Below are 25,995 nucleotides of genomic sequence, written 5' to 3' on the forward strand. Positions count from 1 at the left end.
GCCTTGGCTCTGGAGGTTCGGCAATGACGAGCACCATCGACCAGCCCACCTACGAGGACCCCACTCCCGCCTCGGCCGCCGCGCTGGGCCTGGAGGTCCGGCCGATGGCCGGCCACATCGGCGCGGAAATCTTCGGTGTCGACCTGACCCGACCGCTCGCCGACAACGTGGTCGCCGAGATCCGCGCCATCTGGCTGAAGTGGAAGGTCGTGTTCTTCCGCGACCAGCACCTGACCCAGGAGCAGCACAAGGCGTTCGGTCTGCGGTTCGGCGAACTCGCGCCGGGACACCCGACGTTGCCCGCCGCGTTCCCCGAACACCCGGAGATCCTGCTGCTCGACAACGAGCAGCTGGGCATGGGTGGCGGCGGCAGCTTCGTGGAGAGCCGCTGGCACACCGACGTGACCTTCATTCCCAACCCGCCGACCGCATCCATCCTGCGCGGGGTGATCGTGCCGCCCTACGGCGGCGACACCCAGTGGGCCAACCTGACGCTCGCCTACGAGCGGCTGTCCGATCCGCTCAAGGACCTGCTCGACGGGCTGCACGCGGTGCACCACAACGCGCTGCCGATCAAGCGCGGCGAACTGCCGGGCAAGCTCGCGAAGCAGTTCCTCGGCGAGGGTCTGCGCGCGGTGCACCCGGTGGTGCGGGTGCACCCGGAGACCGGCGAGAAGGTGCTGTTCGTCAACCCGAACTTCACCAGTCACATCCTCGAACTGACCCGGCAGGAGGGCGCTCACATATTGGAGATGCTCTACGCGCACATCGCCGACGCGGAGTTCAGCGTGCGCTTCCGCTGGCAGCCGGGCAGCATCGCGTTCTGGGACAACCGCGCGACGGTGCATCTGGTGCCCACGGACGTCCCGCCGGGCATGCGCCGTTCGATGCAGCGGGTGACCCTGCAGGGCGCCAATTCGGTCGGCCCGGACGGCGCCGAGTCCTACGTCGTGCAGGGCTGACCGCCCCGGGGATCACCAATCGGCTTCGTCCACCCGGGTCCGACGCTCCCTCACCTGACGGGGCGTCGGATCTGCCGGTCGGACATCAGCGAGGGGGCTTGTCGGGTCGGCCGATTCGACGGGATGCTGTTCTCCGGGTGGCGTTTGTGCACCACCCGTTCTGCGCCCTCGCTAGATGCGAGATCGCTGCCGACAGCCTTTGGGGGGCGGCCGATGCCGACACGGGACCCGATGTTCCAGGGGCGCAGGCTCCGAGCCTTCCTGCGCCAGACGCGCGAGGCGTGCGGGTTCATCCAGCGGGACGTCGCGGTGGAGATGGACTGGTCGCTCTCGAAGCTGATCCGGATCGAGACCGGCCAGGTGAACATCTCGACCACCGACCTCAAGGCACTGCTCCAGCACTACGGCGTGGACGAGCCCGCCCGGGTCGCCGAGTACATCGACATGGCCCGGGCCTCGAAGCAGCGCAGTTGGTGGTACCAGTACCGGAACCACATCTCCAACGAGTTCAAGGTGCTGCTTGGCTACGAGTCCTCGGCCACCGTCATCCGCAACTTCGAACCACTTCTGGTTCCGGGCCTGTTGCAGACCGAGGAGTACGCGCGCGAGGTGCTTCGGATCATGGCCCCGCCGGAGACCCCCGGCCAGGAGGACATGGTCGCGCTGCGCATGGAGCGGCAGGAGCGGTTGATCCGGCCGGACGGCCCCACCATGCACTTCATCGTGGACGAGAGCGTGATGCACCGCACCGTGGGCAACGCCGCGATCATGCGCAACCAGATCCGGCGCATGCGCGACTTCGGCGAATGGCCGAACATCACCCTGCGGGTGATCCCGTTCTCCGCCGGCCTCTACTCCCGGGCCCGAATCGCCTACCAGCTCCTGGAGTTCCCGGAGATCGAGGACGAAGCCGTGCTGTTCATCGAGAACCCCTCGGGCGACATGATCATCCGCGAGGGCAACCAGGAGGACCCGCCGGCCGTCTCGCCGCTGTCCTATCTGGAAACGTTCTGGGGCATCGAGCAGTTGGCCTCGCGCGAGCTGGCGCCGGCCCTGCTGGACACCGCCCTCGAACGCTTCGGCCCCGGCTCGGGGCATCCGCACCCGGGCGCCGACACCGGCGAGTAGACGATGTGCGAACGGCGTAGTGGCAACAGGCCGGCTGCGTGCACGCGCGGAGCCAGGATGCGAGTTGAATACATCCTAAGAGCCACTTGGCTGATTGCGCGTTCCTGCGCATAATGGCAAGTGGTATCCGTTGCTCGATGTCGATGAGCAGCACGGTTTCGCGGCGGCCACCGCGAGGCGTAGAACGAGTTGTTCCGAAGTCGGATCTCATGACTTTTCGGGGCAACTCGTTCTTTTTTGCATGGTCCCTCGCATAGCCGACTCGACTCACTCTGGCGGAAGCGGACATCCCCAGGCACAATCACTGATGAGGGCATTATCGCCGTCCACCCCGCCCCTGCACGGTACACACCGTCAGCAAGAAAGGACGCTGGATTACGGAAAGGGGGTGAACTCGTGCAGGACGACTTCGAGAGGATGCTCCGCGTGATCTTTCTGCTGGTAGCCGTGGCCGCGGTGACAGCAGGAGCGCTTTATTACACGCTCCGAGCCGCCGGACTGCTCACTCTCATCGGGTAACGGATACCAACCCACCCGGGCCTCGCGCCCATGTCATTCGCGGCCTGCCGTCAGGCAGGCCGCCTCGCATGTCCGGGCCCAACGCGGCGAATGGCGGCGGTCAGGCTCGTGGTCGGCCGGTCTCGGCCAGGAACGACCCCCACGATCGGGCCCCGAAGACCAGCCGCGGCGCCGGTGTCTTCGAGTCCCTGACCTGGACCTCGTCGGCCAGCCTGGCCTCGACGCAGTTACTCGTTGCGCTCGCGCTGCTCTTGCGCCACGCACGTCCCAGCGGATCGAACTCCGCCATGACTTGCCTCCGAAAAGGGCCGATGGAAATAGGAAAGCCGGCGACCGGATGATTCCGTGCAGGGTCGACACCTCTGCGGGTTGACCGACTTCGAGGGCGCGCGCACAGCTTAGCGCCCGAGCTCGGTCGGGAGTGAAACCCCGCCGCACCCATCCGTATGAAATCGAGGGGTGTCGCCTGGCGATTTGCCAGGTGGCGGATTGCACTGTCGCTCACCCGTTCGCAGCATTTCCGACCCGCCCGGATATGACCGGTGAACGAGAGAAGGCGAAAGCCGTGAATTCGGAACATCAGCGTCCGGATCCGTTCTTTCCCAGTCGATCCCGGAGGCTGTCGACCAATCGGAGGAACAGGTCCGTGGGCGGGACCTTCTCCGGGTCGATGACCGTCTCTCGGACCACCGCCACCACCGGGCCGCTGCGCACGATGCCGTAGTCCACGTATTGGTCCAGGTTGCCGTTGATCACACCCTGGGTGCGCCACGCGTCGCCGGACCGGTCCAGCGGCTCGATCCGGGGCAGGCCGTCCGCCGCCAGGTTGGGCTGGTTGCTCGGACACGGGCCGGCCATGCCGCTGGTCAGGTCCGCGGCCGCCACCTCGGCGGTGCGCTCGTCCGGGTAGCGGACCAGGACGACCTGGCCGCCGCCCTGCCCGGCGTGATTGAACACGCGCTCCTGCGCCTCCACCGCGCCGAGCCCGGAGATCGTCTGCGTCGTACACGGGCCCAGGCTGTCGGTCAGCGCCTGCCGCGTCTCCGTCACGTGCCAGTTCTCGTACACCCCCGCCACCACCGGAAACTCCTGCGCACTGGGGTAAAGCGCATCACTGAGCGCCACCGCGGTGGTGGGTGCCGGGCTCGCCTGCGGCTGCGCCGCAGCGGCCTCCCGGCGCGGCGGCGTTCCGTCGTCGTCGGATCCGATGCCCAACAGGGTCACCCCGCCGGCGAGCACCACGAGCGAGGCGGCGCCGATCAGGGCCCGGTTGCGCAGGCGCCGGCGACGGACCGCCTTGTGGACGCCCGCGACGGGCGGCAGCGGAACCCGTGGGGCGAGGTGCACCACGAGGTCACGAAAACGCTCGTCGAGTCGCTCCACGTCGTGCTCGTCGTCCGCGTGTTCAGGGCTGTGCCGCATGTCCGAACTCGCCATTCCCCACTCGACCGGGCATTTCCGACCCGACAGGCCGTTCCGCATTCGACAGGTGTTCAGTTTGACGTATGGGCCGCGCGCGATGGTTCCCGGCCGGTCGGGCGCTCATGACGTCTTGCGGGTGAGCGTGCCTCGCGACGTCGAGGTCAGGAAGCCGTCGCCCGGCGAGACATAGGACATGGTGGTCGAGGTCAACGACTTGAGTTCGACGTCGCCGTCCACGCAGCCCAAGTTGCGGGTCAGGTGGCTGGTCATCCGGACGCCGGTGTCGGCCGAGACCGAGAGCAGTTCCAGATCGGCCTCGCAGTCGGCCTTTTCGCCGAGTTGCCCGGTGGAGGTGAGCAGGTTGGTGCCGACCTTCTTGTCGCCCACCTTCCCACCCGTCAGCGTCATGGTGACCTGGGAAATGCTGCCCGTATCGGAGCGCATGGTCCCGGACCAGCTTCCCAGGTAGGCCTGCGGCAGGGTGCCCGAGCCGGTCGGCGGCCGGACGGTGCCCGTACCGGTGCTCGGCCCGCTGCTCGGCCGCCCGGAGGCTTGCGGGCTCGCGTCGGTCGAAGGTGCCTCGCGGCCCTCGCCGGCACCGACGCTGTCCGGGTCGTGCTTGTCGCCGGCCCACGGCCGCAGCAGCGCGAGCACGACGGCGCCCGCGATCAGCGCGACGGCGAGCGGGTACGCCCACCGGCGCCGCCACCACGGGCGGTGTGCAGGCGTCGGCGGCGGCGCATACGTCTCGGGCCCCTCCCCCGCGGGCGGTGCGGCGGCGGACGCGGAGATCCAGGGCGGCCCGGTGACGGGGCCCGGCGGGACCTGCGATGGACGAGCCGGCGCAGCGGGCGCGGGCGGGCGGTCGTCCCACGTGGGCGCGCCGGTGCCTGCGGACACGAACGAGCCCGCGTCCGGCGCGCCGTCGTCGTCGAGTTCGAGCAGTTCGACCGCGCGCCGCGACAGCGCGGTGGTCATGTCCGGCGGCAGCCAGTTGCCCGCCACCAGGTCGGTCGTACCGTCCGGCGCCAGCGCGGCGAGCAACTCGGCGGGGGTGGGCCGGGAAGCCGCGTGCTTGGCCATGCACGCGCCGACGATCTCGCGCAGGGCGGCCGGCAGCTCGTCCAGGCGCGGCTCCTGCGCGACGATCCGGTACATCAACGCCTGTCCGCTGCCCTCGCCGAACGGTCCCGTCCCGGTCGCGGCGAACACCAGCACCGCACCGAGCGAGAACACGTCGCTGGGCGGCCCGATGTCACGCCCGTCGACCTGCTCGGGCGACATGAAGCCGGGCGAGCCGACGGCGTGCCCGGTGCGGGTGAGCACCGAGGCGTCCATCGCGCGCGAGATGCCGAAGTCGATCACCCGCGGCCCGTCCAGGGACAGCAGCACGTTCGACGGCTTGACGTCCCGGTGCACCAGCCCGGCCTCGTGCACCGCGATCAGCGCCTCGGCCAGGCCCGCGCCGAGCGTGCGCACCGTCTCCTCGGGCAGCGGCCCGCGCCCGGACACCGCCTCGTACACGCTGTGTCCGGCGACGTAGCCGGTGACCACCCACGGGGTGCGCGCCTCGGTGTCGGCGTCCAGCACCGGCGCGGTCCAGGCACCGCCGACCCGCCGCGCGGCGTCCACCTCGCGGCGGAACCGCTCGCGAAAGGCGGAGTCGTCGGCCCACTCGGCGCGGACCACCTTGATCGCGACGATCCGACCACCTCGGTTGCGCCCGAGGTAGACCCGACCCATGCCGCCCGCCCCCAGCACGCGGAGCACCCGGTAGTCGCCGATCTGCCGCGGATCCTCGGGCTCCAGCGGTTTCACAGGACATCCCCTCATCGCGTCCGGCAGTTGGCCAGAGAATACGCGGCTGTCCGCATTTGGGGGGTCCCGGACGGCCGGTCCGGACCGGATCCGAGGTGCTTCCCTCGGGCCGGGTCCGGGCCGGCCGGCGGGTGGTCGGCTCAGAACTCGACGGGCAGTGCGATCAGGCCGCGGATGAAGGACGACGGGCCGTGCGCGAGGTCGGCCTCGGGGGCCAGGCGCAGGTCGGGCAACCGGCGCAGCAGTTCCTCGAAGGCGACCCGGATCTCCAGTCGGGCCAGTGAGGAGCCGAGGCAAAAGTGCGGCCCGGTGCCGAACGCGATGTGCGGGTTGGGGGTTCGGAAGGCGTCGAAGCGCTCCGGCTCGGCGAACACCTCGGCGTCGCGATTGGCGGCCCCGTACAGCATCATCACGGTCGAGTCGGCCGGGATCACCGTGCCGTGCAGCTCCACGTCACGTGTCGTGTGCCGGGCCATGTTGACCACCGGCGACACCCAGCGCAGCGATTCCTCGACGGCCGACGGGATCAGCGTCGGGTCCTCGCGCAGCCGGGCCGATTGCTCGGGGTTGGCCAAAAGCGCGGCGATCCCGCCGGAGATCACGTTGCGCGTGGTCTCGTTGCCGCCCACGAGCAGCAGCAGGGATTCGCCGATCAGCTCGTCGAAGGACAACTTCTCGCCGTCGATCTCGGCCCCGACCAGGATTCCGATCAGGTCGTCGGAGGGGGTCTTGCGGCGGTCCTCGATCACCTGCGTGGTGTAGGCGACGTACTCGGTGAACGCCTCGCCCGCCTTGTGGCTGAGCTCGCCGCCGTCGGAGAGCATCACCATCACGTCGGCCCAGTGCTGGAGCTGGTCGCGGTGCTCGGCGCCGACCCCGAGCATCTCGCCGATCAGCGTCATCGGCAGCGGCGCGGAGAACTGCCGGACCAGGTCGGCACTGCGACCACCGGCGATCATCGCGTCGATCAGCGAGGTCACGATGTCCCGGACGTGCTCCTCCATCGCGGCGATCTGCCGGGGGGTGAAGCCCTTGGAGACCAGCTTGCGGCGTCGGTAGTGGGTCGGGTCGTCGGAGTCGATCATCGAGGGTTGCGGGTAGCCGATCGGGCGCGAGCCCTTGGCCGAGGAGAACAGTTCGGGGTTGCGCTCGGCCCAGGCCAGGTCGGCGTGCCGGCTCAGACCCCAGACGCCGGCGCGCTCGCTGTAGTAGACGGGCGCGTGCTCGCGCAGCCAGGCGTAGTCGGTGAAGGGGTCACCGGCGTACCAGTCCCGGTCGAGCAGGTGGATGTCGCGGGTCGTGGGAGCCGTCATGGCAAGCCTCCGGGTGATCACGTATCGAGCGGGACGAAGAGTCGGACGGCGGTACGCATCAGGTCCTGCACCTCGTCGAGCGCGCGGCCGCGTGCGGTGAGGCTGACCAGGCCGGAGAGCAGGACGTGGCCGAGCACCGTTTCGATGTCGCGCCGCCGCTCCGTATCGGCGCCGTCCTCGCGATCGGCCGCTTCGCCGAAGGCCAGGCCGGTGATCCGATGGATGCTCTGGTGGAAGGTCTCCTGCGACTGGCCGGCGGACGGGTCCGGCGCGGTCGCGGCCTGCACCACGGCCTCGGTCAGCAGCCGGTTGTCCGCGCTGACCTCGACGATCCGGCACAGCAGCGCGGCCAGCCGGCCGGCCGGGTCCGCGGGCAGCGGTCGGGCCGCGAGCTCGTCGGCGAGTTCGCCGATCCACAGCGCGGACACCTCGCTCAGCAGGTGGTTCTTCGAGGTGAAGTAGCGGTACACGGTGGCTCGGGCCACCCCCGCGCGGTCCGCGACGTCGTGCATCGTCACGGCCGCGTAGCCGCCCTCCAGGGCGAGGTCGCACGCGGCGCGCACCAGCCGCTCGCGCCGGGCCTGTTGGTCGCGGGTGAGCGATCTGGTGAGGGTGATCGTCGAACTGGTGCGGGGTTCGGCCACGGGAGAGCCTGTCCTCTGGGATCGCGCTTCGGGCTGGGTACCGCGGGCTTGATGCGAGGCCGGTGCGGGGTCGGGTGCTCGGGACGCCGGGGTCCCGGGCGGTGTGCGCCGACTCGTTCCGCGGTGATCTTGCCTACGGATGAGACGGAAGTCTAGTCTGACGTCTCGTCAGATTTAGTGAGAACGTGTTCCAGTAATTTCGGGGCCCGATCGATCGCCGGAGACGCCGTGACCGCCAGAAAAGGACCCCTCGCGGGCATTCGCGTGGTGGAGTTCGTCGGCCTCGGGCCGGGCCCGTTCTGCGGGATGCTGCTTGCCGACCTCGGTGCCGAGGTGCTGCGCGTGGACCGCGCGGACGAGGCCCGCAAGGGCTTCGCGAAGCCGCCGCGCAATCCGATGAACCGGGGCAAACACTCGATCGCGGTCGACCTCAAGCACCCGGACGGGGTCGAGCTCGCGCTGCGCCTGCTCGCCGACGCCGACGCGCTGATCGAGCCGTTTCGACCCGGCGTGATGGAGCGCCTGGGCCTGGGTCCCGACGTGGTCGCCGAGCGCAACCCGCGGCTGGTGTACGGCCGGCTCACCGGCTGGGGCCAGACCGGGCCGCTCGCGTCGGCGGCCGGGCACGACATCGACTACATCGCGCTGGCCGGGATGCTGGAGCCGATCGGCCGGGCCGGCCAACCGCCGAGCATTCCGCTCAACCTGATCGGCGACTTCGGTGGCGGCGGCCTGCTGCTCGCTTTCGGCCTGGTCGCGGCGCTGCTGGAGGCGGGCCGCTCGGGACGGGGCCAGGTGGTGGACGCGGCGATGATCGACGGCGCCGCGACGCTGGGTGCGACCTGGTTCACCATGGGCGCCGCCGGGATGCTCGGACCTCGTGGGACCAACATGCTCGACGGCGGCGCGCCGTTCTACGACGTGTACGAGACCGAGGACGCCAAGTACGTCGCGGTCGGCTCGATCGAGCCGAGGTTCTGGGCCGAGCTGATCCACCGACTCGGTCTGGACCGGGACCCGGTGTTCGCCGACTTCGCCAGGCAGCACGACCCGGCGCACTGGCCCGCGATGAAGGCCCGGCTCGCCGAGGTGTTCGCGGGCCGCACCCGGGACGCGTGGTGTGCGCTCCTGGAGGGCACCGAGACCTGCTTCGCGCCGGTGCTCTCCCCCGGCGAGGCGCCCGCGCACCCGCACCACGTCGAGCGCGGCACCTTCCTGCATGCCGACGGCCTGCCCGAACCGGCCCCCGCACCGCGCTTCTCCCGTACGCCCGCCGCCGTGCCGGCCCGGCCGGTGCACCCGGGACCGGCCGCACAGGGCGGCGACACCGATGTCGCGCTGGCCGGATGGGGCCTGGCCGCGGCCGAGATCGAGCGCCTGCGGGACGCGGGCGCGATCGTCTGACTCCGCATCACCACCAGTACGGGCAACAGGTATCAGGCAGGGGATCGCATGGAACTTCACGAGGCGCTGTACACCACGCGCGCGATGCGCCGGGTCGGGCCGGATCCGATCCCGCCCGACGTGCAGGCCCGCATCCTGGACGCGGCGGTACGCGCGCCCAGCGGCGGCAACAGCCAGGGCTGGCGCTTCCTGCTGGTGGACGCCCCGGGCGTCAAGGGCCGGCTCGGCCCGCTGTACCGGGACGCGATGGACAGCTTGTGGAAGACCATATACGCGCCGCGCGTGGCCGCCGCCGAGGCGGATCCGGACAGCGCGGACAGCCGGTCCTTCGTCCGGGTGCGGCGCTCGTCCCAGTGGCTCGCGGACAACTTCGAACAGGTCCCGCTGTTCATGTTCGGCTTCACCCGGCACGATCCCACCGGCGGCTCGATCTTCCCGGCGGTGTGGAGCGCGATGCTGGCCGCTCGCGCCGAGGGGGTGGGTACCGCGCTGACCGCGGTGCTGGGCATCTCGCATCGGGACGCGGTCCTGGAGGTGCTCGGGGTGCCGCCCGACCAGGGCTGGCACATGGCGTGCTGCGTGTCGTTCGGCTATCCGACCGGCACGTGGGGTGTGGCGCCCAGGACGCCGGTGCACGAGGTGGCGTATCGCAACACCTGGGGCGAACCGCTCGGGTTCGAGGTGCCGGCGCCGTTGTGGCCTGCCGACGGTGCGGCGTACGTGCCCACCACGTTCGAGGGAGATGCCCGGTGACACGTGCCGACCTGCCGCTGCGAGACACGGTGGCGCTGGTGACCGGAGGAGGCAGCGGGATCGGGCTGGGCTGCGCACGGCGGTTCGCCGCCGACGGCGCACACGTGCTGATCGCGGGCCGCAGTGCGGACCGATTGCGCGGCGCGGTGGCCGAGTTGGAGAAGGTCGCGGCGACCGGCGTGCACATCGCATACGCGGTGACCGACGTGACCGACGAGGACCAGGTCCGGGCGGCGGTGGCCGGCGCGGCCGAACTTGGGCCGCTGCGCGCGGTGGTCGCCTCAGCGGGCGGCAACTCCACGATGGGTCCGCTGACTTCGCTCGACACGGCCAAGTGGCGCGAGACGGTCGAGCTGAACCTGACCGGCACGATGCTCGTGCTCAAGCACACGGCCCGGCTGATGGCGGCGGCCGGCGGCGGCTCGTTCGTGGCGATCTCCTCGATCGCCTCGGCCAGGACGCATCGCTGGTTCGGCGCGTACGGCGTGAGCAAGGCCGGCATCGACCACCTGGTCCGGCTCGCCGCCGACGAACTCGGCGCGAGCGGCGTCCGGGTGAACAGCATCCTGCCCGGCCTGGTGGCCACCGAAATGGTCGACGCGGTCACCCAGGGCGGCCCGGTCCTGGACGACTACCTGGCCTGCACGCCGCTGGGGCGGGTCGGACAGGCCGACGACATCGCCTCGCTCGCGGCCTTCCTGGTCGGCCCCGAATCAACCTGGATCACCGGCCAGAACATCAACGTGGACGGCGGTCACCACCTGCGCCGGGGTCCCGACTTTCGGGCCTTCCTGGAGCCGGTCTTCGGCGCCGACGGCCTGCGCGGCATCGTCGCGGAAGGGAACTGACCATGACCCAGCGGGTATTCAACCTGGCGGACCTGTTCGAGGTCGTGGTGGACGCCTGTCCGGATCGGCTCGCGCTGGTCGCGGGCGAGGTTCGGCTGACCTACCGCGAGCTGGACGAGCGGGCCAACCGGGCCGCGCACGCCTTCATCTCGGCGGGGCTGGCGACCGGCGCGCACATCGGCATCTATTCGCGCAACCGGGCCGAGTGGCTGGAGGCGATGATCGGCGCGTTCAAGGCGCGCATGGTGCCGATCAACATCAACTACCGCTACGTCGAGGACGAGCTGCGCTACATCGTCGACAACGCGGACCTGGCCGGGCTGGTCGTCGAGCGCGGTTACCTGCCCAAGGTCGCGGCGGTGCGCGACGACGCGCCGACGCTCGCGCACGTGTTCGTCCTCGCGGACGAGTTCGACGAGAAGCTCGACGGGAGCGTCGACTACGAGGAGGCCCTCGCGGCCGAGAGCGGTGCTCGCGACTTCGAGCAGCGCTCTCCCGAGGACCGGTACATGGTCTACACCGGCGGGACCACCGGCTTTCCCAAGGGCGTCGAGTGGCGCTCGCACGACATCTTCTGCTCGGCGATGGGCGGCGGGAACTTCGGCGGCGAACCGATCGCGGATCCCGAACTGCTCGCCGCCAAGGCCGAGGGCGCCCCGCTGGTCCAGATGCTGACCACGCCGCTGATGCACGGCAACGGCCAGTGGGTCACCTGGATCACCCTGTTCAGCGCGGGCACCGCAGTGATGTGGACCGGCCTGCGCTACGACCCGGCCGAGATCCTGCGCATGGTCGAACGTGAGGGCTGCGTGACGATGATGCTGGTCGGCGACGCGATGGCCCGCCCGATCGCGGACGAGTTGGAGAACGGCGAGCACCGCGTGCCGACGCTCAAGGTGATCGGCTCCGGCGGCGCGCTGCTCTCCCCGGCGGTCAAGGCCCAGCTCACCCGGCTGATCCCCGGTCTGTACATCGCCGACAGCTTCGGCGCCTCGGAGTTCGGGGCGGGCAGCTCGCAGACCCCCGGCGGCCGCTTCCCGCTCAAGCCCAAGACGGCGGTGCTCGGCGAGGACCTGCGTCCGGTGGGCGTGGGCGAGAGCGGCCGGATGGCCCGGACCGGATACATCCCGATCGGCTACTACAAGGACCCGGTCAAGACCGCGGACACCTTCCACATCGACCCGGACGGCGTGCGCTGGGTCATCCCCGGCGACTTCGCCCGGGTCGAGGACGACGGTGACGTGACCCTGCTCGGCCGCGGCTCGGTGTGCATCAACACCGGCGGCGAGAAGGTCTTCCCGGAAGAGGTCGAGGGCGTACTCAAGGCGCACCCGGCGGTGTACGACGCGGTCGTGGTCGGCATCCCGGACCCTCGCTTCGGCGAGCGGGTGGCCGCGGTCGCGTCGCTGCGCCCGGGCCACACCCTGACCACGAAGGACCTGGCCGAGCACGCCCGGGGGCAGCTGGCCGGCTACAAGATCCCGCGGGATCTGGTCACGGTCCCCGAGGTGCCGCGCACTCCGGCCGGAAAGCCGGACTACCGGTGGGCGAAGGAAACGGCGGTGGGGGCGCTCGGGGAGTAGGGGTTGGGTGGGAGTGCCGGCGCGTTGGGGGGTGGGCGGGGCACGGGGGTGGGGGCTTCGCCTATCGTAGGCGCATGATCGTGCCTCGTCAGCGGACCGGGCTGCTTGCCACCGGGATTCGTTGGCATGATGGTCGGCCGTATCTGGTGTTGATCGACGCGGCGGATGTGGAGTCGCTTCAGGTGCTCGCTCCCGGTACCACCACCGGGTGGCGGTTGGCCGGTCCGCGTACGTGTGTGGGCATACGGCGCAAGAGCGGGCGGCGCGTTCCGTGCCCCATGCTCGCGCCGCTGCCGGCGACGGCTCCGCGGTCGCAGTGTGACGCCTGTGCGTCGGCCGACCCGGGCCGAAAGCTCGCGCGGGATCAGGCGATGGACGACCCGCGGCCGTTCTCGCTCTACCTCGCGTGGTTCGGGCCCGGGCTGGTCAAGGTCGGCCTCACCGCCACCGAGCGCCGCGCGGCCCGACTCGCCGACCAGGGTGCGCCGATGTTCACGTGGCTCGCGCACGGCCCGCTGGTACCCATCCGCAGCACCGAGCGCGCGTGCTCGGCCACCGGCACGGTCCGGGAGCGGATACCGCACAAGGCCAAGGCGGCCGCCTGGTGGCGCACCCGCACGCCCGGCCCGCCGGCCGAACTCGCCGACGCGCATGCGCGGTTGATCCCGCTCCTGCCGGACACGCTGACCTCGGCGCCGTGCGACATCCAGGACCTGACCCGGTTCTACGGCCTGACCGACCCGCCGCCGCCGACCCGGGATCAGGTCGCCGGACTGGCCCAGGACGCGCTGCTGCACGGCGAGTTCACGTGCGTCGCGGGGCACGACGCACTGATCACCACGGACACCGGGCCGCTGTTCGTGGATCTGCGGCTGCTCACCGGCTGGCAGTTGACACCGGCCCGGGGTCGCCCCCGGGGCATCGCCGTCAAGCCCCTGGAGACGGGTCGGGCGCCGGACGGGTCGGTGCAGGAGGGGCTGTTCTAGGGGCTGCTCCAGGGACTGTCCGGAGGAGCGGGGTGGGATTCAGGACACGAGACGCGCCTTGCGCTCGTTCGCCGGGGCTGCTCGCCACCTCAGATCCGGGATGCGGTTGGGCAGGATCCCGGCCCGGCGCCCGCGTCGATCGGCTTGCTGCGGTCGTACGGATCCACCGTCGCCGGGGCGCCGGTCGGCGTCCCGGTGGGTATGTGGTCCTCCGGGAACTCCGGGCGCACGAAGCCGTCCAAGCGGGTACACGAACTGTTCGCGATGTCGTTGTCGACGTTCGCCACGGCTATCCGACCGTGCGTGGTCGACCGGTAGCGAGGCCCCCGGTACACCTTGGTCTCCAGCACCCGGCGAACCACGGAGCGGGTGACGCTCGCACCGGGCCCGCTGCCGGCCTTGGCCACCGGGTAGACGAACGAGTAGTCCGCGTGCACGGTCAGCATGCCCTCGCGGTCGGTGTCGTAGCTCGTAATCCCGTTGATCTTGACCACCGAGCCCACCAGCTCGACGTCCTTGGGGTCGAACCTGGTCAGCCACGCCTTCGGGTTGTCCCCATCCGCATCCCACCGGGTCGCGGTCATCGCGTTCTCGATCCGCGCGACGAGCCCGTCGGCCGGATCCAGCAGGGCGAGGTAGCCGGCCGGGCGGGCACCCGCGAGCACGTCGCGGTCCAGGTTGCCCGCGATCAGCAGCCGGCGGGTCAGTTCCAGTGCCTCGGTGACCTCGGCGACGGAGTACCCGGGCACGGCCCTGGCCTCGGGCATGGACAGGCCCGCCTCGTTGTCCGCGTAGTTGAGCGCCGGCGACCCGGCGAACGGGTTCTTCCGGGTCGGCATGTCCGGGTCCACACCCTGCTGTCGCGCCGCGACCGAAGGCACGGAGGTGGCCACCCCGGTCACCGGCGGCTGCACCATCGGGTCGTCCGCGGTGGCCGTGTTCGATGTCTCGAACCAGCCGAACACCCGGTCCGGGGCTGCGGCGAAGGCCACCAGGGCGAGCACCGCGACGGTGACCAAGACCGTCTTGAGCCGAGGTCGCCGGCCGCGCGCCTTGGGCGCATCGGACCGCCAAGGACGGTCCTGCGGCGGCTCGTTCGCCCACTGGCGGGCCAACATCCTTGCTCGTGCCGATCCTTCCGTCCGGGTCGCGCCCTTGACGAAATCCTCGTCGAACACGTACCCGGCGAACGGGTCGTTCACATCGGCCCCACCCGACGAACCACCCGATTGTCCATCCATCCGGTCGCGGTCATCGCCTGCGTCCCGGCCCCCCTTGTTCTCCGACACGCGATCAAGATATCGACGCCAACCGACAGGCCGGGTCGAGGGTGGCGCACCCTACGTTTGCCCGCGAAATCATCGACCCGACGGCACGGGCCGTTTCCGGCCTCGGACGCCTCGATCGACGAACACGGGGTCGGCGTCGAGGTCGTGTCCTTGACTTCGAGTTCACTCCAACTCGTAGGCTCCCGATCATGAACAGCGCATCAGACACCGTCACCACCGCCCCGGACAACCGCTACGAGCGCGGCCTCGCCGTACTGCGGCAGGTCGCCGGCACCGACCGGCCCGCCGTGCTCGAAAGCCTTGCCGACATCGCCCCCGATCTGGCCCGATACACCGTCGAGTTCGGCTACGGCGACATCTATTCACGCCCCGGACTCACGCTCCGGCAGCGGCAGTTGGCCAACGTCGCGGCCCTGGCCGCGATCGGCCACGCGGCGCCGCAGCTGCGCTTCCACCTGACCGGCGCGCTCAACGTCGGCTGCACGCGGCGCGAGATCGTGGAGACCCTGATCCACGTCTGCGTCTACGCCGGTTTCCCGGCCGCGCTCAACGGGCTGACCGCGGCCCGCGAGGTCTTCGAGGCCCACCCGGCGGCGGCCGACGCCGCCCCGATCGAGGCGCCCGCATCCACCGAGACCACCGCCGACCGTTACCGTCGGGGCCTGGCCGCGCTCACCGAGATCGACGGTCACGCCGGCGAACAGGTCATCGCGTCGCTTCGGGACATCGCCCCGGACCTGGGCCGCTACCTGCTGGAATTCGCTTTCGGCGACGTGTACTCGCGCACCGGCCTGGATCTGGAGACCCGCGAACTCGCCACGATCGCTATGTGCACCGCGCTCGGCACGGCCGCGCCGCAGCTCGCGGTGCACATCCACGGCCTGCTCAACGTCGGCGGCACCGAGGAGGAAGTGGTCGAAACGATCACCCAGATGGTCGGCTATGCGGGCTTCCCCGCCGCGCTGAACGGCATCAACGTCGCCCGCGCGGTGTTCGCCGAGCGGGCCCAGGCCGGCGTACAGGGCTAGGAAGGTTCCGCCGCGTCGTCCTGCGGCAGCATGTACACGTCGCGGCCCTCCCGGTCCACGAACGCGTCGCTCGCCCGGAAGCCGACCCGGCGGGCCAGGGTCAGGGACGGCACGTTGGCCGCGTCGATCACCGCGACGATCGGCATCGACGGGAGTGTCCGGCGGGCCAGGTCGAGGATGACGTCGACCGCCTCGCGAGCCAGACCCCGACCCCAGGCGACCGGCGCGAAACGGTAGTAGAGGTTGAACACCGGTATGCCGTCCGGCCGCAGCCGCCGGGTCAACTGGGTCCCGGCGAAGCCGAACACCCCGGCCGGGTCCTCGCGCGGCGCGACCGCGCAATAGCCGATCCCGTCCCGTTCCCAGTCCTCGATCATCGAGTCCAGGAACGCGACCCCCTCCTCGGCCGACCGCATCGGCCCGTGCGGGTTGTAGCGATTGGTCTCCGGATCCCCGTGCACGGCGAACACCGCCGCCGCGTCCTCGGGGTGGGGCCGGGTCAGAACCAGTCGTGCGGTCTCGACGACCGTGATGCGAGATGCCACGCGCGTGCCGTTCGATGTGGATCGGATCGGATCGGCTTTGGTTCGGTTCGATTCGTGAATGCCATCTCTGTCGAGCCTACTGAACGCCTGGGCGCCACTACCCGCCCGGCGGCCGACCGCCCGTACCGGTCGACCCGGCACCGACGTACCTTCCCGGTGTCCGGGTTCAGACCTGGTAGCGGTTCGGGGCGAAGGCCTGGGGGTTGGCCTCGATCCAGGCGGAGGTGCGGCGCAGGCCCTCGGTCAGGTCGATCCGGGGCTTCCAGCCGGCGAGTTCGCGGGCCTTGGTGGTGTCGGACAGCAGGCGTTCGACCTCGCTGCCGGCCGGGCGCAGCCGGGTGCGGTCGACCACGATCTCCGCGTCCCGGCCGGAGGCCACGATCAGCGCCCGGGCCAGTTCACCAATCGAGACCTCGGTGCCGGTACCCAGGTTGATCACCTCGCCCAGCGTGGCGTCGGCGAGCGCGACCGCCGAGGAACCCTCGGCGGTGTCGGTCGCGTAGGTGAAGTCCCGGGTCGGCGTGAGCGAGCCGAGCCGCACCTCGCGACTGCCCGCGTGCAACTGGGCCAGGATGGTCGGGATCACCGCGCGGGCCGACTGGCGCGGGCCGTAGGTATTGAACGGCCGCACCACCGACACCGGCAGCTCGAACGTGTGCCGGTAGGACAGCGCCATCATGTCCGCGCCGATCTTCGAGGCGGAGTACGGCGATTGCGGCTGGAGCGGGTGGCTCTCGGTGATCGGGGTGTCGAACCTGCTCGACAACGCGGCCAAGTTCAGCCCGCCCGGCGGCCCGGTCGAGGTGCGGCTCGGCGCCGACCTCGAACTCACCGTGCGCGACCACGGCCCCGGCATCGCGGCCGAGGACCTGCCGTACGTCTTCGACCGCTTCTACCGGGCCTCCGCGGCGCGTTCGCTGCCCGGCTCCGGGCTCGGGCTGGCGATGGCCCGGCAGATCGCCAGGGCGCACGGCGCCACGCTCACCGCCGAGCCGGCGTCCGGCGGGGGCGCACTGTTTCGGCTGCGGTTCGCCGGCACACCGCCGGGCGCGGGGTCGCCGAACGCCGAATAGGTGCCGGTCGGGGCGCCACCGACCGGCCGCCACCGACCGGGCGGACCCCGGCGCTCAGTTGCGGTCCGCGAGCAGGTGTCGGGAGCCGTCGACACCCACCCCCTCGCGCCGCAGCGCCCGGGTGCGGTGTTCGCGCGGACTCATCCCCCGGACCCGCTTGAAGGCCGTGCTGAGCGCGAACGCGTCGCCGTAGCCCACCTTCTCCGCGACCCCGCCGACCGTGGCGTCCGGTTCGCACAGCAGGTCCGCAGCCAGGGCGAGGCGCCAGCCGGTGAGGAAGGTCATCGGTGGTTCGCCGATCAGCTCGGCGAACCGGCGGGCCAGCGAGGCCCGGGAGACCCCCGCCTCGGCGGCCAGCGACGCGACCGTCCACGGCTGTTCGGGGTTGTTGTAGATCAGACCCAGCACGTGCCCGACCACCGGATCGCGGTAACCGCGGTACCAGCCCGGCGCGTCCGACCCCGACCGGGCGAACCACGTGCGCAGCATGGCGATCAGCAGCAGGTCCAACAGCCGGTCCAGGACCGCGTCCTGCCCGGGCCCGTCCTTGACGATCTCGTCGGCCAGCAGCGGGATCACCGCGAAGTCCCCCTCGCTGTGCCGGATCACCGCGAGCGCGGGCAGCGCCTCCAGCAGCGAGCGGCTGACCTCGCCGGCCATCTGGTACGTCCCGGTCAACATGATCGTCTCGGCGTCCGCGCTGTTGCCCCAGGAACGCACGCCCAGGGCCATCTCCTTGGCCAGGTCCCGCCCGTCCGGGGTCGAACAGCGCTGGCCCGGATGGATGATGATCTGCGGCTGCGAGCCCGGCTCGTCGGAGATCCGGTAGTGGTCGGGGCCGCGCACGATCGCCACGTCTCCGGCGGTCAGTCGTACCGCCTCACCCCGATCCAACGCGATCCACGCATGGCCGCGCACCATCGACACGATGGTCAGCGGCGCCTCGTCGTGAATGCGCATCGACCACGGCGGGCTCAGCATCGAACGGAGCAGGAAGGCGCCTTGCGCCCGAGGTCCGTTGAGCAGACTCGCGAGAGCGTCCATGCGCAAATCCTAGACGATCAAACATGCAATTGGGTGTTTCAGCGATGTTCAGTCTCACTACGAGGGCATTGAATAGAGCCATGACAACGAGCGAGCAGCGCACCGCGAACACCACCGACACCACCACGCTGGTCCTGGGCGGGACCGGGAAGACCGGCCGCCGGATAGCCGAGAAGCTCACCGCGCTGGGTCGTCCGGTCCGGATCGGCTCCCGATCGGCGCCCGTCCCGTTCGACTGGGAGGACCGCACGACGTGGGCCCCGGCGCTACGCGACATCGACCGCGTGTACATCTCCTTCCAGCCCGACATCGCCGCGCCCGGCGGTGCGGACACGGTCGGCGCGTTCGCCGACCTCGCCGTCGAGAGCGGCGTCCGGCACCTGGTCCTGCTGTCCGGCCGCGGCGAGCCCGAGGCCCAGGACGCCGAGGCCCGGGTGCGCGCGTCCGGCGCCCAGTGGACGATCGTGCGGGCCTCCTTCTTCGCGCAGAACTTCGACGAAGGCGAGTTCCTCGGCCCGATCATGGACGGCGAGGTCGCGCTTCCGGTCGGCGACGTGGGTGAACCCTTCATCGACGTGGACGACATCGCCGACGTCGCGGTCGCCGCGCTCACCGAGGACGGACACACCGGCCAGGTCTACGAGGTGACCGGCCCGCGGCTGCTGACCTTCGCCGACGCGGTCGCCGAGATCGCCCGTGCGTCGGGCCGGGAAATCACGTTCGTGCAGGTCCCGTTGGAGGCATACTCGGCGGTCCTGGCCGAGCACGGGGTGCCCGCCGAGGTCATCGACCTGCTGTCCTTCCTGTTCGGCGAGGTCCTCGACGGGCGCAACGCACACGTCTGCGACGGCGTGCGGCGCGCACTCGGCCGGGCACCCCGTGACTTCTCCGACTACGCACGCGACGCCGCCGCCCGCGGCGTCTGGAAGGTGTGACCATGAGCGGCCCCCTGTTCATCCTGACGCTTGTCGCGGCCCTGGGCTGCGCATCCATGGGCGGAGTCTTCTTCGGCTTCTCCTCCTTCGTCATGGCGGGCCTCGGCCGGCTGCCGGCGGCTCAGGGGGCCGCGGCCATGCGTTCGATCAACGTCACGGCCGTGACCGCCCCCTTCATGGCCGGCCTGTTCGGCACCGCCCTGCTGTGCGTGGGCCTGGGCATCGCGGCGGTCGTCTCGTGGGGCGAGGCATACGCGGTGTACCTGCTCGTCGGCGCCGTGCTCTACCTGCTCGGCACGATCGTGCTCACCGCCGGCTACCACGTGCCCCGCAACAACGCGCTCGCCGCAGTGGAGCCGAACTCCGCCGCGGAGGAAAACCTCTGGGCCGGCTACCTCACCGACTGGACGAGGGCGAACCACATACGCGCACTCTCCGGCATCGCCGCGGCCGCCTGCCTCGTCGTAGCCCTGACCCGCTGACGCCGCGGCACCACCGACACCACCGACACCCGAGCACCCAGCACTCAGCCACTCGAAAACGGGGATCCAGGCATGACCGAGCAGTTCACAACTCCGCGCACCACACCACGTCCCACTCGCACCGCCGCCGTACTGCTCGGCGCCACCCTGCTCACCACGGGCCTGGTCGCCGGTGTCTACTTCGCCTTCGCCGTCGCGATCATGCCGGGCCTGGGACACGTCGACGACCGCGCCTTCATCGACGTCCTCCAGCAGGTCAACAAGCGGATCGAGAACCCGGTCTTCTTCGCGTGCTTCTTCGGCGCCCCGATCCTCGGCGTGATCTCGATCGTGCGAACCCGCAAGCTCGGCCTCACCGAAGCGAACCGCTGGATCATCGCCGGCGTGGTCCTCGCCTTCGTCGGCATGCTGATCACCATGGGCGGCAACATCCCGCTCAACAACAAGCTCAAGGACGCCGGCGACCCCGCGAAGATCGCCGACCCCGCCAAGCTCCGCGAAGACGTCGAAAACACCTGGATCGCCTGGAACATCGCCCGCACCCTCGCCGCCACCGCCGCCCTGGCCACCCTCGCCCGGGCCGTCCACGTCCTCGCCCGCACCACCCGCGCCTCCTGAGCACACAAGCACGAAGACCCGCCTCGGTGAGCGACTGCTCGCCGGAGCGGGTCTCGGCGTTTCCGGTCACCGACCGCGAGGTCCTCGGCGGACGCGAGCTGCGCGATCCGCCGATGGCGGCTCACCAAAGCGGAGGAGCCGGTCGAACCGACTCCCCCGCCGTTGACGCTGTTCTCGTGATGCCCGGTCAGCCCTTGACCGTGATCAACGGCTTCAGGTGCGTGACGATCTCGACCAGATCGGACTGCTGACGCATGACCCGGTCCAGGTTCTTGTACGCGCCCGGGATCTCGTCCACGACACCCGCGTCCTTGCGGCACTCGACACCCTCGGTCTGCTCGACCAAGTCCTTCACGGTGAACCGCTTCTTCGCCGCGTTCCGGCTCATCTTCCGACCCGCCCCATGCGACGCCGAGTTGAACGCGTCCATGTTGCCGAGGCCGCGCACGATGTACGAACCGACCGCCATCGAACCCGGGATGATGCCGAGGTCGCCACTGCCGGCCCGGATCGCGCCCTTACGGGTCACCAACAGATCCACGCCGTCGTAGGTCTCCTCCGAGACGTAGTTGTGGTGGCACGAGATGGCCCTGTCGAACGTCACCTGCCGCTTCGTGAAGTACTTGGTCACAACCTCCCCGTACAACGCGAGCATCAGATCCCGGTTGAGTCGCGCGTACTCCTGTGCCCAGTACAGGTCGGCGCGGTACGCCTCCATCTGCGGCGTGTGCGCGATGAACACCGCCAGGTCGCGGTCCACGAGGTCCCGGTTGTGCGCCAACGACTGCGCGACACCGATGTGATGGTCGGCGAGTTCCTTGCCGATGTTGCGCGAACCCGAGTGCAGCTGAAGCCACACGCGACCCTCGTTGTCGCTGTCCAGGGACAGGTAGTGGTTTCCGCCGCCGAGCGTGCCCAGCTGGCTCGCCGCCCGATCCCGCCGGAAGTGCACCTCGGGAGCCAGTTCGTCGAACCGGCTCCACATGTCGTCCCAGCGTGCGACCGGGAACGCGTGCAGCTTCCGCACATCCACCGGCTCCTTGTGGCCCATGTGCCCCACCGGCACATTCGCCTCGATCCGCGACCGCAGGTGTGCCAGATCGTCCGGAAGGTCCTTGGTGGTGAGCGAGGTGCGGATGGCGGACACACCACAGCCGATGTCCACGCCCACCGCAGCCGGGCAGACGGCGTCGCGCATGGCGATGACGGAGCCGACCGTGGCGCCGCGGCCGTAGTGCACGTCGGGCATCACGGCCAGGCCGTGCAGCCACGGGAGGGTGGTGATGTTGCGGAGCTGCTGCATGGCCTGGCTCTCGACCCCGGCGGGGTCGGTCCACATGCGAATCGGTACCCGGGCGCCCGGGACCTCGGTGTACGACATAACTGGTCACTCTCCTGAGTGGGTACGGCGAAACATGAGCGCGTCGGCTCGAAGTCTTGGTGACCGTCCCGGCGCACTCCGGGTGGTGAATCCGGGTGCGGCACGGGACGGCCGGTGGCGGGGACCGCAGGGTTTGGCGACTGCGGGACCCGCGGAGCAGGAGCGAAGCAGGGGTTACACGCGGCGGGCCGAAGCACCCTCGACGGGGCATCGGCTGTTGTCACGGAACCGCACCGGCTCGCTCCTCTCCCTACGAGGACAGGAGACACGAAAGGACCCGTCCCGGCTCGGCCTCCATCAAGCCACGGCAACCGCCCACTCGACAAAGGGTTTTCCGGTCGGCTCGGGCGCGGCGGGCGTGCGCCCCGCGTACACCACGCGCGCCGCTGTGACAGCCAACCGGGTCGGGCGTACATTCCCGAGGCATGTTCGTCGTCGGGGTAGCCGCGTGGATCACCGCCGTAGCCTGTGTCGTGTTCGGGCGCGATCGGCATCGACCCCGGGTGCGCCCCGTGGTCCGCGACTTCGACGGCGACGGCCCACGGGAGCGCACCGAGTTCCCACGGGCCTCCCGGGCCGGCCGGATCGCCGGCGCCGCCGCCGCCCTGGTCGGCGTGGCGGCGTTCGTGCTGAGCGTCAGGTGAGCCGAGCCGGCGCCGGCCGGTCACTCGGGTCGCTTGAGTCGCCCAGGTCACTCAGGTCACTCAGGTCACTGAGGTCACTCAGGTGAAGACGACCGTGCGGGTCCCGTTGAGCAGCACGCGCCGCTCCGAGTGCCACTTGACCGCGCGCGAGAGCGCCTGGCACTCGACGTCACGACCGACCGCGACCAGGCCCGCGGGGGTGACCGCGTGGTCCACCCGCTCGACCTCCTGCTCGATGATCGGGCCCTCGTCCAGGTCGCCCGTGACGTAGTGGGCGGTCGCGCCGATCAGCTTGACCCCGCGCGCGTGCGCCTGGTGGTAGGGCTTGGCGCCCTTGAAGCTCGGCAGGAACGAGTGGTGGATGTTGATCGCGCGGCCTTCGAGCTGCTTGCACAGGTCGTTGGACAGGACCTGCATGTACCGGGCGAGCACCACCAGTTCCACGTCGTACTCGCGCACCAGCGCGAGCAGTCGCGCCTCGGCCTCGGGCTTGGTCTCCCGGGTGACCGGGATGTGGTGGAACGGCACGCCGTACGAGCGGGACAACTCCTCGAAGTCGCGGTGGTTGGACACCACACCCACGATCTCGATCGGCAGCGCCCCGATGCTGCTGCGGAAGAGCAGGTCGTTCAGGCAGTGGCCGAACTTGCTGACCATCACGAACACGCGCATCCGCGCGTCGCCGTCGTGGATCTGCCAGTCCATGTGGAAGGACGCGCCGACCGCGGTGAAGCCGGCCCGCAGCGCGTCGAGCTCGACGCCCTGCTCGGCCGTGAAGTGCACGCGCATGAAGAACAGGCCGGTGTCGCGGTCGCCGAACTGCTGGCTGTCCACGATGTTGCAACCGGTCATCATCAGGAAGCTGGCGACCGCGTGCACGATGCCGCGCTTGTCCGGGCAGGACAGCGTCAGCACGTACTGGCTGCCGGTCGACCCGGCACCGGTGCCGTCGACAGGCTGGGTCTGCTCGGTCATGGACGCGCCCTTCTTCTCCATCTGCGGCATTCCTACGGCCCTCGGATGTCGGTCCACCGGCTGTCTGCGGGGCCGTCGGCCTGCCTATCGAGCGAGCCGACCCGCCGGTCGTACAGGATCCCACGTCCCGCGCGGGCTCAGCGCCCGCCGGTGCGGATGCGCAGCACGTGGAGCGAGTCGGGCGGCGCGTCCGGGTCGTCCTCGTCCGCCTTGGCGAGGGCGACGTGCGCGGCCCGCGCGCCGGCGACGACCTGCGGCCAGCGCGGGTGTGTGAGGTAGGCGGGCGCGGGCGCGTCCTCGCCGACGTCGTGCAGGACGGCGAGGATCTCCAGCACCGCGGCGTCCACCAGCGCGGCCTCGTCCGCGTCGACGATCAGGCAGCCGACATAGGTGCTCGCGGACCAGCGGTCCAGCCACGAGTCGCCGACGAGGCGATAGACGGCGTCGGTGATCGAGCCGTACTCCGGGCGGCCGGCCAGCCAGGACTCGCGCTGGAACGTCGGGTCGCCGAACATGTGCAGCGCGGAGCGGACCTGTGCCCGCCAACGCCACCACGGAACGGTGCTCTGGCGCATACGTGTCATCGTGGTGCCTCCTCCCCTGTCCCCGCTTCGGTTTCGCCGATCCGATCCCGTTCCGTTCCCGATCGGTTCCGGGCGGGATGCTTTCGATCACCTCGAATTTCCACCGATCATGTCGCAGACCGGACCGTTCCCGGCAACCGGGCGGTCCGCACGGCCGGCATCGATCGATCGGCCCGGTCGGCCAGGTCGGTTGGTCGGCTCAGTCGGCTCAGTCGGCTCAGTCGACAACGTTGATCGTGATCAGTCCGCGTTCGACGTCGTACACGCGCAGCGCGGCCACCGCGAAGCCCGGGTGGTCGCGGATCCAGTTCTGCGCCACGAGCACGATCCGGGCCGCGGTGTTGAACGCCTGCGCGGCCTCCGTCGTGTAGTCCCCCGGCAGGTGCGAGGACAGGTCGGTGTCGATCGCGACCTCGTACTTGCCCTTGTGGTCCAGGGTGAGCCGCACCTGCTGCAGGCGGGTCCCCTCCGGGGTGGTGTGCAACGCGGCCAGCATCGCGGCGCCATAGTCGTCCGCGGCCGGCTTGCGGTCGTCCCGCTCCGCGCCGAGCCGGAAGTCGATCGCGTCGCGGTCCGAGTCGAGGATCTCGATCCCGCCGACCCACAGCGCCGGGTGGTCCTCGGCCCACTGCGCGGTCTCGGTGAGCAGCTTGCCCGCACGGTCCCGGACGATCTCCTCGGCCGGCACGTTCGAGCCGTCGCCACGCACCAGGTCGGTTTCGAGCGTGACCTTGTAGACCTTGTACGAACTGGCCACCCGGACCCGGGTCACATGGCCCCCGTGCGGGGTGGTCCGCAGGTGGGTCAGCAGTTCGCTCCCGTAGGCGCCCGATTCGGCGGTGTCACCGGCGGCGGCGGGCGGGACCACCGGCGGCACGCTGCCGCCCGGGCGGTCCCCCGTGACCGGCTTGGCATCCGTCGAGGACAGCCGCGCCGAACTCGGCCCGGCGCTGGCCACCTTGTCGGCGATTTGGCCGGTGTCCGAGGATCCGGAGCATGCGGCGGCCCCGGCCATGGTCGTGGCGAACAGCACGACCGCCGACAGTCGTGCGCGCTTCCGTATGCGTATCAAAGTTCGTGTTCACCCCCTGTCACCCAGCCATGGTGCGGGTTGGCTCTCGGCTCCTACCAGGCGGGGGTGGCGGGCGCTGGAAATATACCGCTTTGCTCGCGGCGCCACGGCCATCCGCTCAGGGGTCCACGGCCAGGCGGTAGCCGCGTTTGGTGACCGTGCGCACCAGGCCCGCGTACGGCCCCAGCGCCGTGCGCAGCCGGGCCACCGCCGCCTCCACGGCGTGTTCGTCGGTGCGGGTGTCGGCCCACACCCGGCGCAGCAGTTCGGCCCGGCTGAGCACCCAGCCCGGCTTCTCGGCGAGCGCACGCAGCACCGCGCCCGGTACCGGCGGCAGCCAGATGGTCCGGCCGTCGACCAGCAGCGCGTTGCCCTGCAGGACCAGTCGCTCGGTACCGGTGTGCAACTCGCGGCGGGCCCGGGCGGGCAGTGCCTCGGCGATCGTGCGCACCAGCGAGCCGAGCCGACCGCGCTCGGGCCACACCGACTCGACGCCCTGCTCGGCCAGCGGCCGGGCGCACACCGGCCCGATGCACACCGGCAGCACGTCGGCCCGCAGCGCGGCCAACACGTCGGCCCTGCGGCCGTGTTCTTCGGCGGTCTCCAGGAACGCGCCGATCGCGGGCGCGCTGGTGAAGGTCAGTGCGTGCAACTCGCGGCGCACGGTCTGCTCGACCAGGCGGCGGACCGCGCCCGGATCGTCCGGCGGACCCCAGCGGTAGACCGGGATCTCCAGCACGTCCGCGCCGCGCTCGCGCAGCGCGTCGGCGAAGCCCTCCAGCGGTGCGCCGTGTTCCTGGACCGCGATCCGCCGCCCGCGCAGATCGCGCGCGAGCAGCCAGGCCAGCACCTCGCCGCCGGCGTCCGAACCGGGTGAATACACCTCGCGCAGGCCGCACGCGCGCATGTCCTGATCATCGCCTGCCCCTGCGCCCTGGGCCTGGC

General features: G+C 70.7%; 25 protein-coding genes and 2 pseudogenes. 13 read left to right on the forward strand and 14 right to left on the reverse strand.

Annotation, left to right across the window (positions count from 1 at the left end; genetic code table 11):
- Positions 1 to 23: 23 nt before the first annotated feature.
- Both ABZS54_RS02960 and ABZS54_RS02965 read left to right on the forward strand, forming a co-directional pair.
- The gene (locus ABZS54_RS02960) at positions 24 to 962 is read left to right on the forward strand and encodes a TauD/TfdA family dioxygenase (protein WP_355530256.1); all 939 of its coding nucleotides are present in this window, start codon (positions 24 to 26) and stop codon (positions 960 to 962) included.
- 213 nt (positions 963 to 1,175) lie between these two features.
- Entirely contained in the window at positions 1,176 to 2,090 is a 915-nt protein-coding gene (locus ABZS54_RS02965) for a helix-turn-helix transcriptional regulator (protein WP_355530259.1), read from the forward strand.
- Positions 2,091 to 2,709: 619 nt separating this feature from the next.
- Here the strand turns inward: ABZS54_RS02965 and ABZS54_RS02970 are convergent.
- The 5 genes from ABZS54_RS02970 to ABZS54_RS02990 form a co-directional block, all read right to left on the reverse strand.
- Positions 2,710 to 2,898: a DUF397 domain-containing protein gene (locus ABZS54_RS02970; protein ID WP_355530262.1), complete on the reverse strand. Its 189-nt coding sequence runs from the start codon at positions 2,896 to 2,898 to the stop codon at positions 2,710 to 2,712.
- Positions 2,899 to 3,188: 290 nt separating this feature from the next.
- Positions 3,189 to 4,031, reverse strand: coding sequence for a hypothetical protein (locus ABZS54_RS02975; RefSeq protein WP_355530265.1), 843 nt, complete (start codon positions 4,029 to 4,031; stop codon positions 3,189 to 3,191).
- Positions 4,032 to 4,151: 120 nt separating this feature from the next.
- Positions 4,152 to 5,849 (reverse strand): protein kinase, encoded by a 1,698-nt coding sequence (locus ABZS54_RS02980; protein WP_355530268.1) that lies wholly within the window; start codon positions 5,847 to 5,849, stop codon positions 4,152 to 4,154.
- A 140-nt stretch (positions 5,850 to 5,989) separates the two neighbouring features.
- Positions 5,990 to 7,162: a cytochrome P450 gene (locus ABZS54_RS02985; RefSeq protein ID WP_355530271.1), complete on the reverse strand. Its 1,173-nt coding sequence runs from the start codon at positions 7,160 to 7,162 to the stop codon at positions 5,990 to 5,992.
- Positions 7,163 to 7,179: 17 nt separating this feature from the next.
- Positions 7,180 to 7,806 (reverse strand): TetR/AcrR family transcriptional regulator, encoded by a 627-nt coding sequence (locus ABZS54_RS02990; RefSeq protein ID WP_355530274.1) that lies wholly within the window; start codon positions 7,804 to 7,806, stop codon positions 7,180 to 7,182.
- 228 nt (positions 7,807 to 8,034) lie between these two features.
- Between ABZS54_RS02990 and ABZS54_RS02995 the strand changes: the two genes are divergently transcribed.
- From ABZS54_RS02995 to ABZS54_RS03015, 5 genes are all read left to right on the forward strand, one after another.
- Positions 8,035 to 9,210 carry a CaiB/BaiF CoA-transferase family protein gene (locus tag ABZS54_RS02995; protein WP_355530277.1) on the forward strand — a complete coding sequence of 392 codons (1,176 nt, stop codon included), beginning with the start codon at positions 8,035 to 8,037 and terminating at the stop codon, positions 9,208 to 9,210.
- A 48-nt stretch (positions 9,211 to 9,258) separates the two neighbouring features.
- Positions 9,259 to 9,963: a nitroreductase family protein gene (locus tag ABZS54_RS03000; RefSeq protein ID WP_355530280.1), complete on the forward strand. Its 705-nt coding sequence runs from the start codon at positions 9,259 to 9,261 to the stop codon at positions 9,961 to 9,963.
- Positions 9,960 to 10,811, forward strand: a complete 852-nt coding sequence (locus ABZS54_RS03005) for an SDR family oxidoreductase (protein ID WP_355530283.1) — start codon at positions 9,960 to 9,962, stop codon at positions 10,809 to 10,811. Before ABZS54_RS03000 ends, ABZS54_RS03005 begins: the two co-directional genes overlap by 4 nt.
- A gap of 2 nt (positions 10,812 to 10,813) precedes the next feature.
- Positions 10,814 to 12,394 carry an acyl-CoA synthetase gene (locus ABZS54_RS03010; protein WP_355530285.1) on the forward strand — a complete coding sequence of 527 codons (1,581 nt, stop codon included), beginning with the start codon at positions 10,814 to 10,816 and terminating at the stop codon, positions 12,392 to 12,394.
- Between the two features lie 74 nt (positions 12,395 to 12,468).
- Positions 12,469 to 13,380 (forward strand): DUF2797 domain-containing protein, encoded by a 912-nt coding sequence (locus ABZS54_RS03015; RefSeq protein WP_355530288.1) that lies wholly within the window; start codon positions 12,469 to 12,471, stop codon positions 13,378 to 13,380.
- Between the two features lie 89 nt (positions 13,381 to 13,469).
- Here ABZS54_RS03015 and ABZS54_RS03020 read toward each other — a convergent pair whose 3' ends face one another.
- Entirely contained in the window at positions 13,470 to 14,582 is a 1,113-nt protein-coding gene (locus tag ABZS54_RS03020) for a hypothetical protein (protein WP_355530291.1), read from the reverse strand.
- A 275-nt stretch (positions 14,583 to 14,857) separates the two neighbouring features.
- On the opposite strand from ABZS54_RS03020, the gene ABZS54_RS03025 reads away from it, so the two are divergent.
- Positions 14,858 to 15,697: a carboxymuconolactone decarboxylase family protein gene (locus ABZS54_RS03025; RefSeq protein WP_355530294.1), complete on the forward strand. Its 840-nt coding sequence runs from the start codon at positions 14,858 to 14,860 to the stop codon at positions 15,695 to 15,697.
- On the opposite strand, the gene ABZS54_RS03030 is transcribed toward ABZS54_RS03025, so the two are convergent.
- On the reverse strand, positions 15,694 to 16,242 hold the full coding sequence (locus tag ABZS54_RS03030; protein ID WP_355530297.1) for a GNAT family N-acetyltransferase: 549 nt from the start codon (positions 16,240 to 16,242) through the stop codon (positions 15,694 to 15,696). The genes ABZS54_RS03025 and ABZS54_RS03030 overlap by 4 nt on opposite strands.
- Before the next feature lie 166 nt (positions 16,243 to 16,408).
- Positions 16,409 to 16,987, reverse strand: a pseudogene (locus ABZS54_RS03035) (GDP-mannose 4,6-dehydratase); the annotation flags it as partial.
- A 1-nt stretch (position 16,988) separates the two neighbouring features.
- Between ABZS54_RS03035 and ABZS54_RS03040 the strand changes: the two are divergent.
- Positions 16,989 to 17,315: pseudogene (locus tag ABZS54_RS03040) on the forward strand (sensor histidine kinase); the annotation flags it as partial.
- A gap of 54 nt (positions 17,316 to 17,369) precedes the next feature.
- Here the strand turns inward: ABZS54_RS03040 and ABZS54_RS03045 are convergent.
- Positions 17,370 to 18,359: an AraC family transcriptional regulator gene (locus ABZS54_RS03045; protein WP_355530300.1), complete on the reverse strand. Its 990-nt coding sequence runs from the start codon at positions 18,357 to 18,359 to the stop codon at positions 17,370 to 17,372.
- Positions 18,360 to 18,439: 80 nt separating this feature from the next.
- On the opposite strand from ABZS54_RS03045, the gene ABZS54_RS03050 reads away from it, so the two are divergent.
- The 3 genes from ABZS54_RS03050 to ABZS54_RS03060 all read left to right on the forward strand — a co-directional run bounded on the left by ABZS54_RS03050 (position 18,440) and on the right by ABZS54_RS03060 (position 20,394).
- Entirely contained in the window at positions 18,440 to 19,294 is an 855-nt protein-coding gene (locus ABZS54_RS03050) for an NAD(P)H-binding protein (protein WP_355530303.1), read from the forward strand.
- Positions 19,295 to 19,296: 2 nt separating this feature from the next.
- On the forward strand, positions 19,297 to 19,776 hold the full coding sequence (locus ABZS54_RS03055; protein ID WP_355530306.1) for an anthrone oxygenase family protein: 480 nt from the start codon (positions 19,297 to 19,299) through the stop codon (positions 19,774 to 19,776).
- A gap of 72 nt (positions 19,777 to 19,848) precedes the next feature.
- On the forward strand, positions 19,849 to 20,394 hold the full coding sequence (locus ABZS54_RS03060; protein WP_355530309.1) for an anthrone oxygenase family protein: 546 nt from the start codon (positions 19,849 to 19,851) through the stop codon (positions 20,392 to 20,394).
- Positions 20,395 to 20,581: 187 nt separating this feature from the next.
- Here the strand turns inward: ABZS54_RS03060 and ABZS54_RS03065 are convergent, their stop codons facing one another.
- Positions 20,582 to 21,775, reverse strand: coding sequence for an RtcB family protein (locus ABZS54_RS03065; protein WP_355530312.1), 1,194 nt, complete (start codon positions 21,773 to 21,775; stop codon positions 20,582 to 20,584).
- A gap of 425 nt (positions 21,776 to 22,200) precedes the next feature.
- Here ABZS54_RS03065 and ABZS54_RS03070 point away from each other — a divergent pair, with 425 nt between their 5' ends.
- Positions 22,201 to 22,419 carry a hypothetical protein gene (locus ABZS54_RS03070; RefSeq protein WP_355530315.1) on the forward strand — a complete coding sequence of 73 codons (219 nt, stop codon included), beginning with the start codon at positions 22,201 to 22,203 and terminating at the stop codon, positions 22,417 to 22,419.
- Positions 22,420 to 22,497: 78 nt separating this feature from the next.
- On the opposite strand, the gene purU is transcribed toward ABZS54_RS03070, so the two are convergent.
- From purU to ABZS54_RS03090, 4 genes are all read right to left on the reverse strand, one after another.
- Positions 22,498 to 23,394 carry a formyltetrahydrofolate deformylase gene (gene purU / locus ABZS54_RS03075; RefSeq protein ID WP_355530351.1) on the reverse strand — a complete coding sequence of 299 codons (897 nt, stop codon included), beginning with the start codon at positions 23,392 to 23,394 and terminating at the stop codon, positions 22,498 to 22,500.
- Positions 23,395 to 23,531: 137 nt separating this feature from the next.
- Positions 23,532 to 23,969 carry a hypothetical protein gene (locus ABZS54_RS03080; RefSeq protein WP_355530354.1) on the reverse strand — a complete coding sequence of 146 codons (438 nt, stop codon included), beginning with the start codon at positions 23,967 to 23,969 and terminating at the stop codon, positions 23,532 to 23,534.
- A 226-nt stretch (positions 23,970 to 24,195) separates the two neighbouring features.
- Positions 24,196 to 25,011, reverse strand: a complete 816-nt coding sequence (locus tag ABZS54_RS03085; protein ID WP_355530317.1) for a hypothetical protein — start codon at positions 25,009 to 25,011, stop codon at positions 24,196 to 24,198.
- Between the two features lie 157 nt (positions 25,012 to 25,168).
- On the reverse strand, positions 25,169 to 25,995 hold an 827-nt coding region (locus ABZS54_RS03090; protein WP_355530320.1), incomplete at its 5' end, for a uroporphyrinogen-III synthase.

The organism is Embleya sp. NPDC005575 (assembly GCF_040605455.1).
Lineage (GTDB): Bacteria > Actinomycetota > Actinomycetes > Streptomycetales > Streptomycetaceae > Embleya.

Excerpts from the sequence above, each read along its gene's own strand:
- ABZS54_RS03065 (WP_355530312.1), bottom strand. The coding sequence starts at position 21,775 with ATGTCGTACACCGAGGTCCCGGGCGCCCGGGTACCGATTCGCATGTGG.
- ABZS54_RS02965 (WP_355530259.1), top strand. The coding sequence starts at position 1,176 with ATGCCGACACGGGACCCGATGTTCCAGGGGCGCAGGCTCCGAGCCTTC.
- ABZS54_RS03050 (WP_355530303.1), top strand. The coding sequence starts at position 18,440 with ATGACAACGAGCGAGCAGCGCACCGCGAACACCACCGACACCACCACG.
- ABZS54_RS02985 (WP_355530271.1), bottom strand. The coding sequence starts at position 7,162 with ATGACGGCTCCCACGACCCGCGACATCCACCTGCTCGACCGGGACTGG.
- ABZS54_RS02960 (WP_355530256.1), top strand. The coding sequence starts at position 24 with ATGACGAGCACCATCGACCAGCCCACCTACGAGGACCCCACTCCCGCC.
- ABZS54_RS03015 (WP_355530288.1), top strand. The coding sequence starts at position 12,469 with ATGATCGTGCCTCGTCAGCGGACCGGGCTGCTTGCCACCGGGATTCGT.
- ABZS54_RS03070 (WP_355530315.1), top strand. The coding sequence starts at position 22,201 with ATGTTCGTCGTCGGGGTAGCCGCGTGGATCACCGCCGTAGCCTGTGTC.
- ABZS54_RS03025 (WP_355530294.1), top strand. The coding sequence starts at position 14,858 with ATGAACAGCGCATCAGACACCGTCACCACCGCCCCGGACAACCGCTAC.
- ABZS54_RS02970 (WP_355530262.1), bottom strand. The coding sequence starts at position 2,898 with ATGGCGGAGTTCGATCCGCTGGGACGTGCGTGGCGCAAGAGCAGCGCG.
- ABZS54_RS03010 (WP_355530285.1), top strand. The coding sequence starts at position 10,814 with ATGACCCAGCGGGTATTCAACCTGGCGGACCTGTTCGAGGTCGTGGTG.
- ABZS54_RS03000 (WP_355530280.1), top strand. The coding sequence starts at position 9,259 with ATGGAACTTCACGAGGCGCTGTACACCACGCGCGCGATGCGCCGGGTC.
- ABZS54_RS02975 (WP_355530265.1), bottom strand. The coding sequence starts at position 4,031 with ATGCGGCACAGCCCTGAACACGCGGACGACGAGCACGACGTGGAGCGA.
- ABZS54_RS03055 (WP_355530306.1), top strand. The coding sequence starts at position 19,297 with ATGAGCGGCCCCCTGTTCATCCTGACGCTTGTCGCGGCCCTGGGCTGC.
- purU (WP_355530351.1), bottom strand. The coding sequence starts at position 23,394 with ATGACCGAGCAGACCCAGCCTGTCGACGGCACCGGTGCCGGGTCGACC.
- ABZS54_RS03080 (WP_355530354.1), bottom strand. The coding sequence starts at position 23,969 with ATGCGCCAGAGCACCGTTCCGTGGTGGCGTTGGCGGGCACAGGTCCGC.
- ABZS54_RS03060 (WP_355530309.1), top strand. The coding sequence starts at position 19,849 with ATGACCGAGCAGTTCACAACTCCGCGCACCACACCACGTCCCACTCGC.
- ABZS54_RS03045 (WP_355530300.1), bottom strand. The coding sequence starts at position 18,359 with ATGGACGCTCTCGCGAGTCTGCTCAACGGACCTCGGGCGCAAGGCGCC.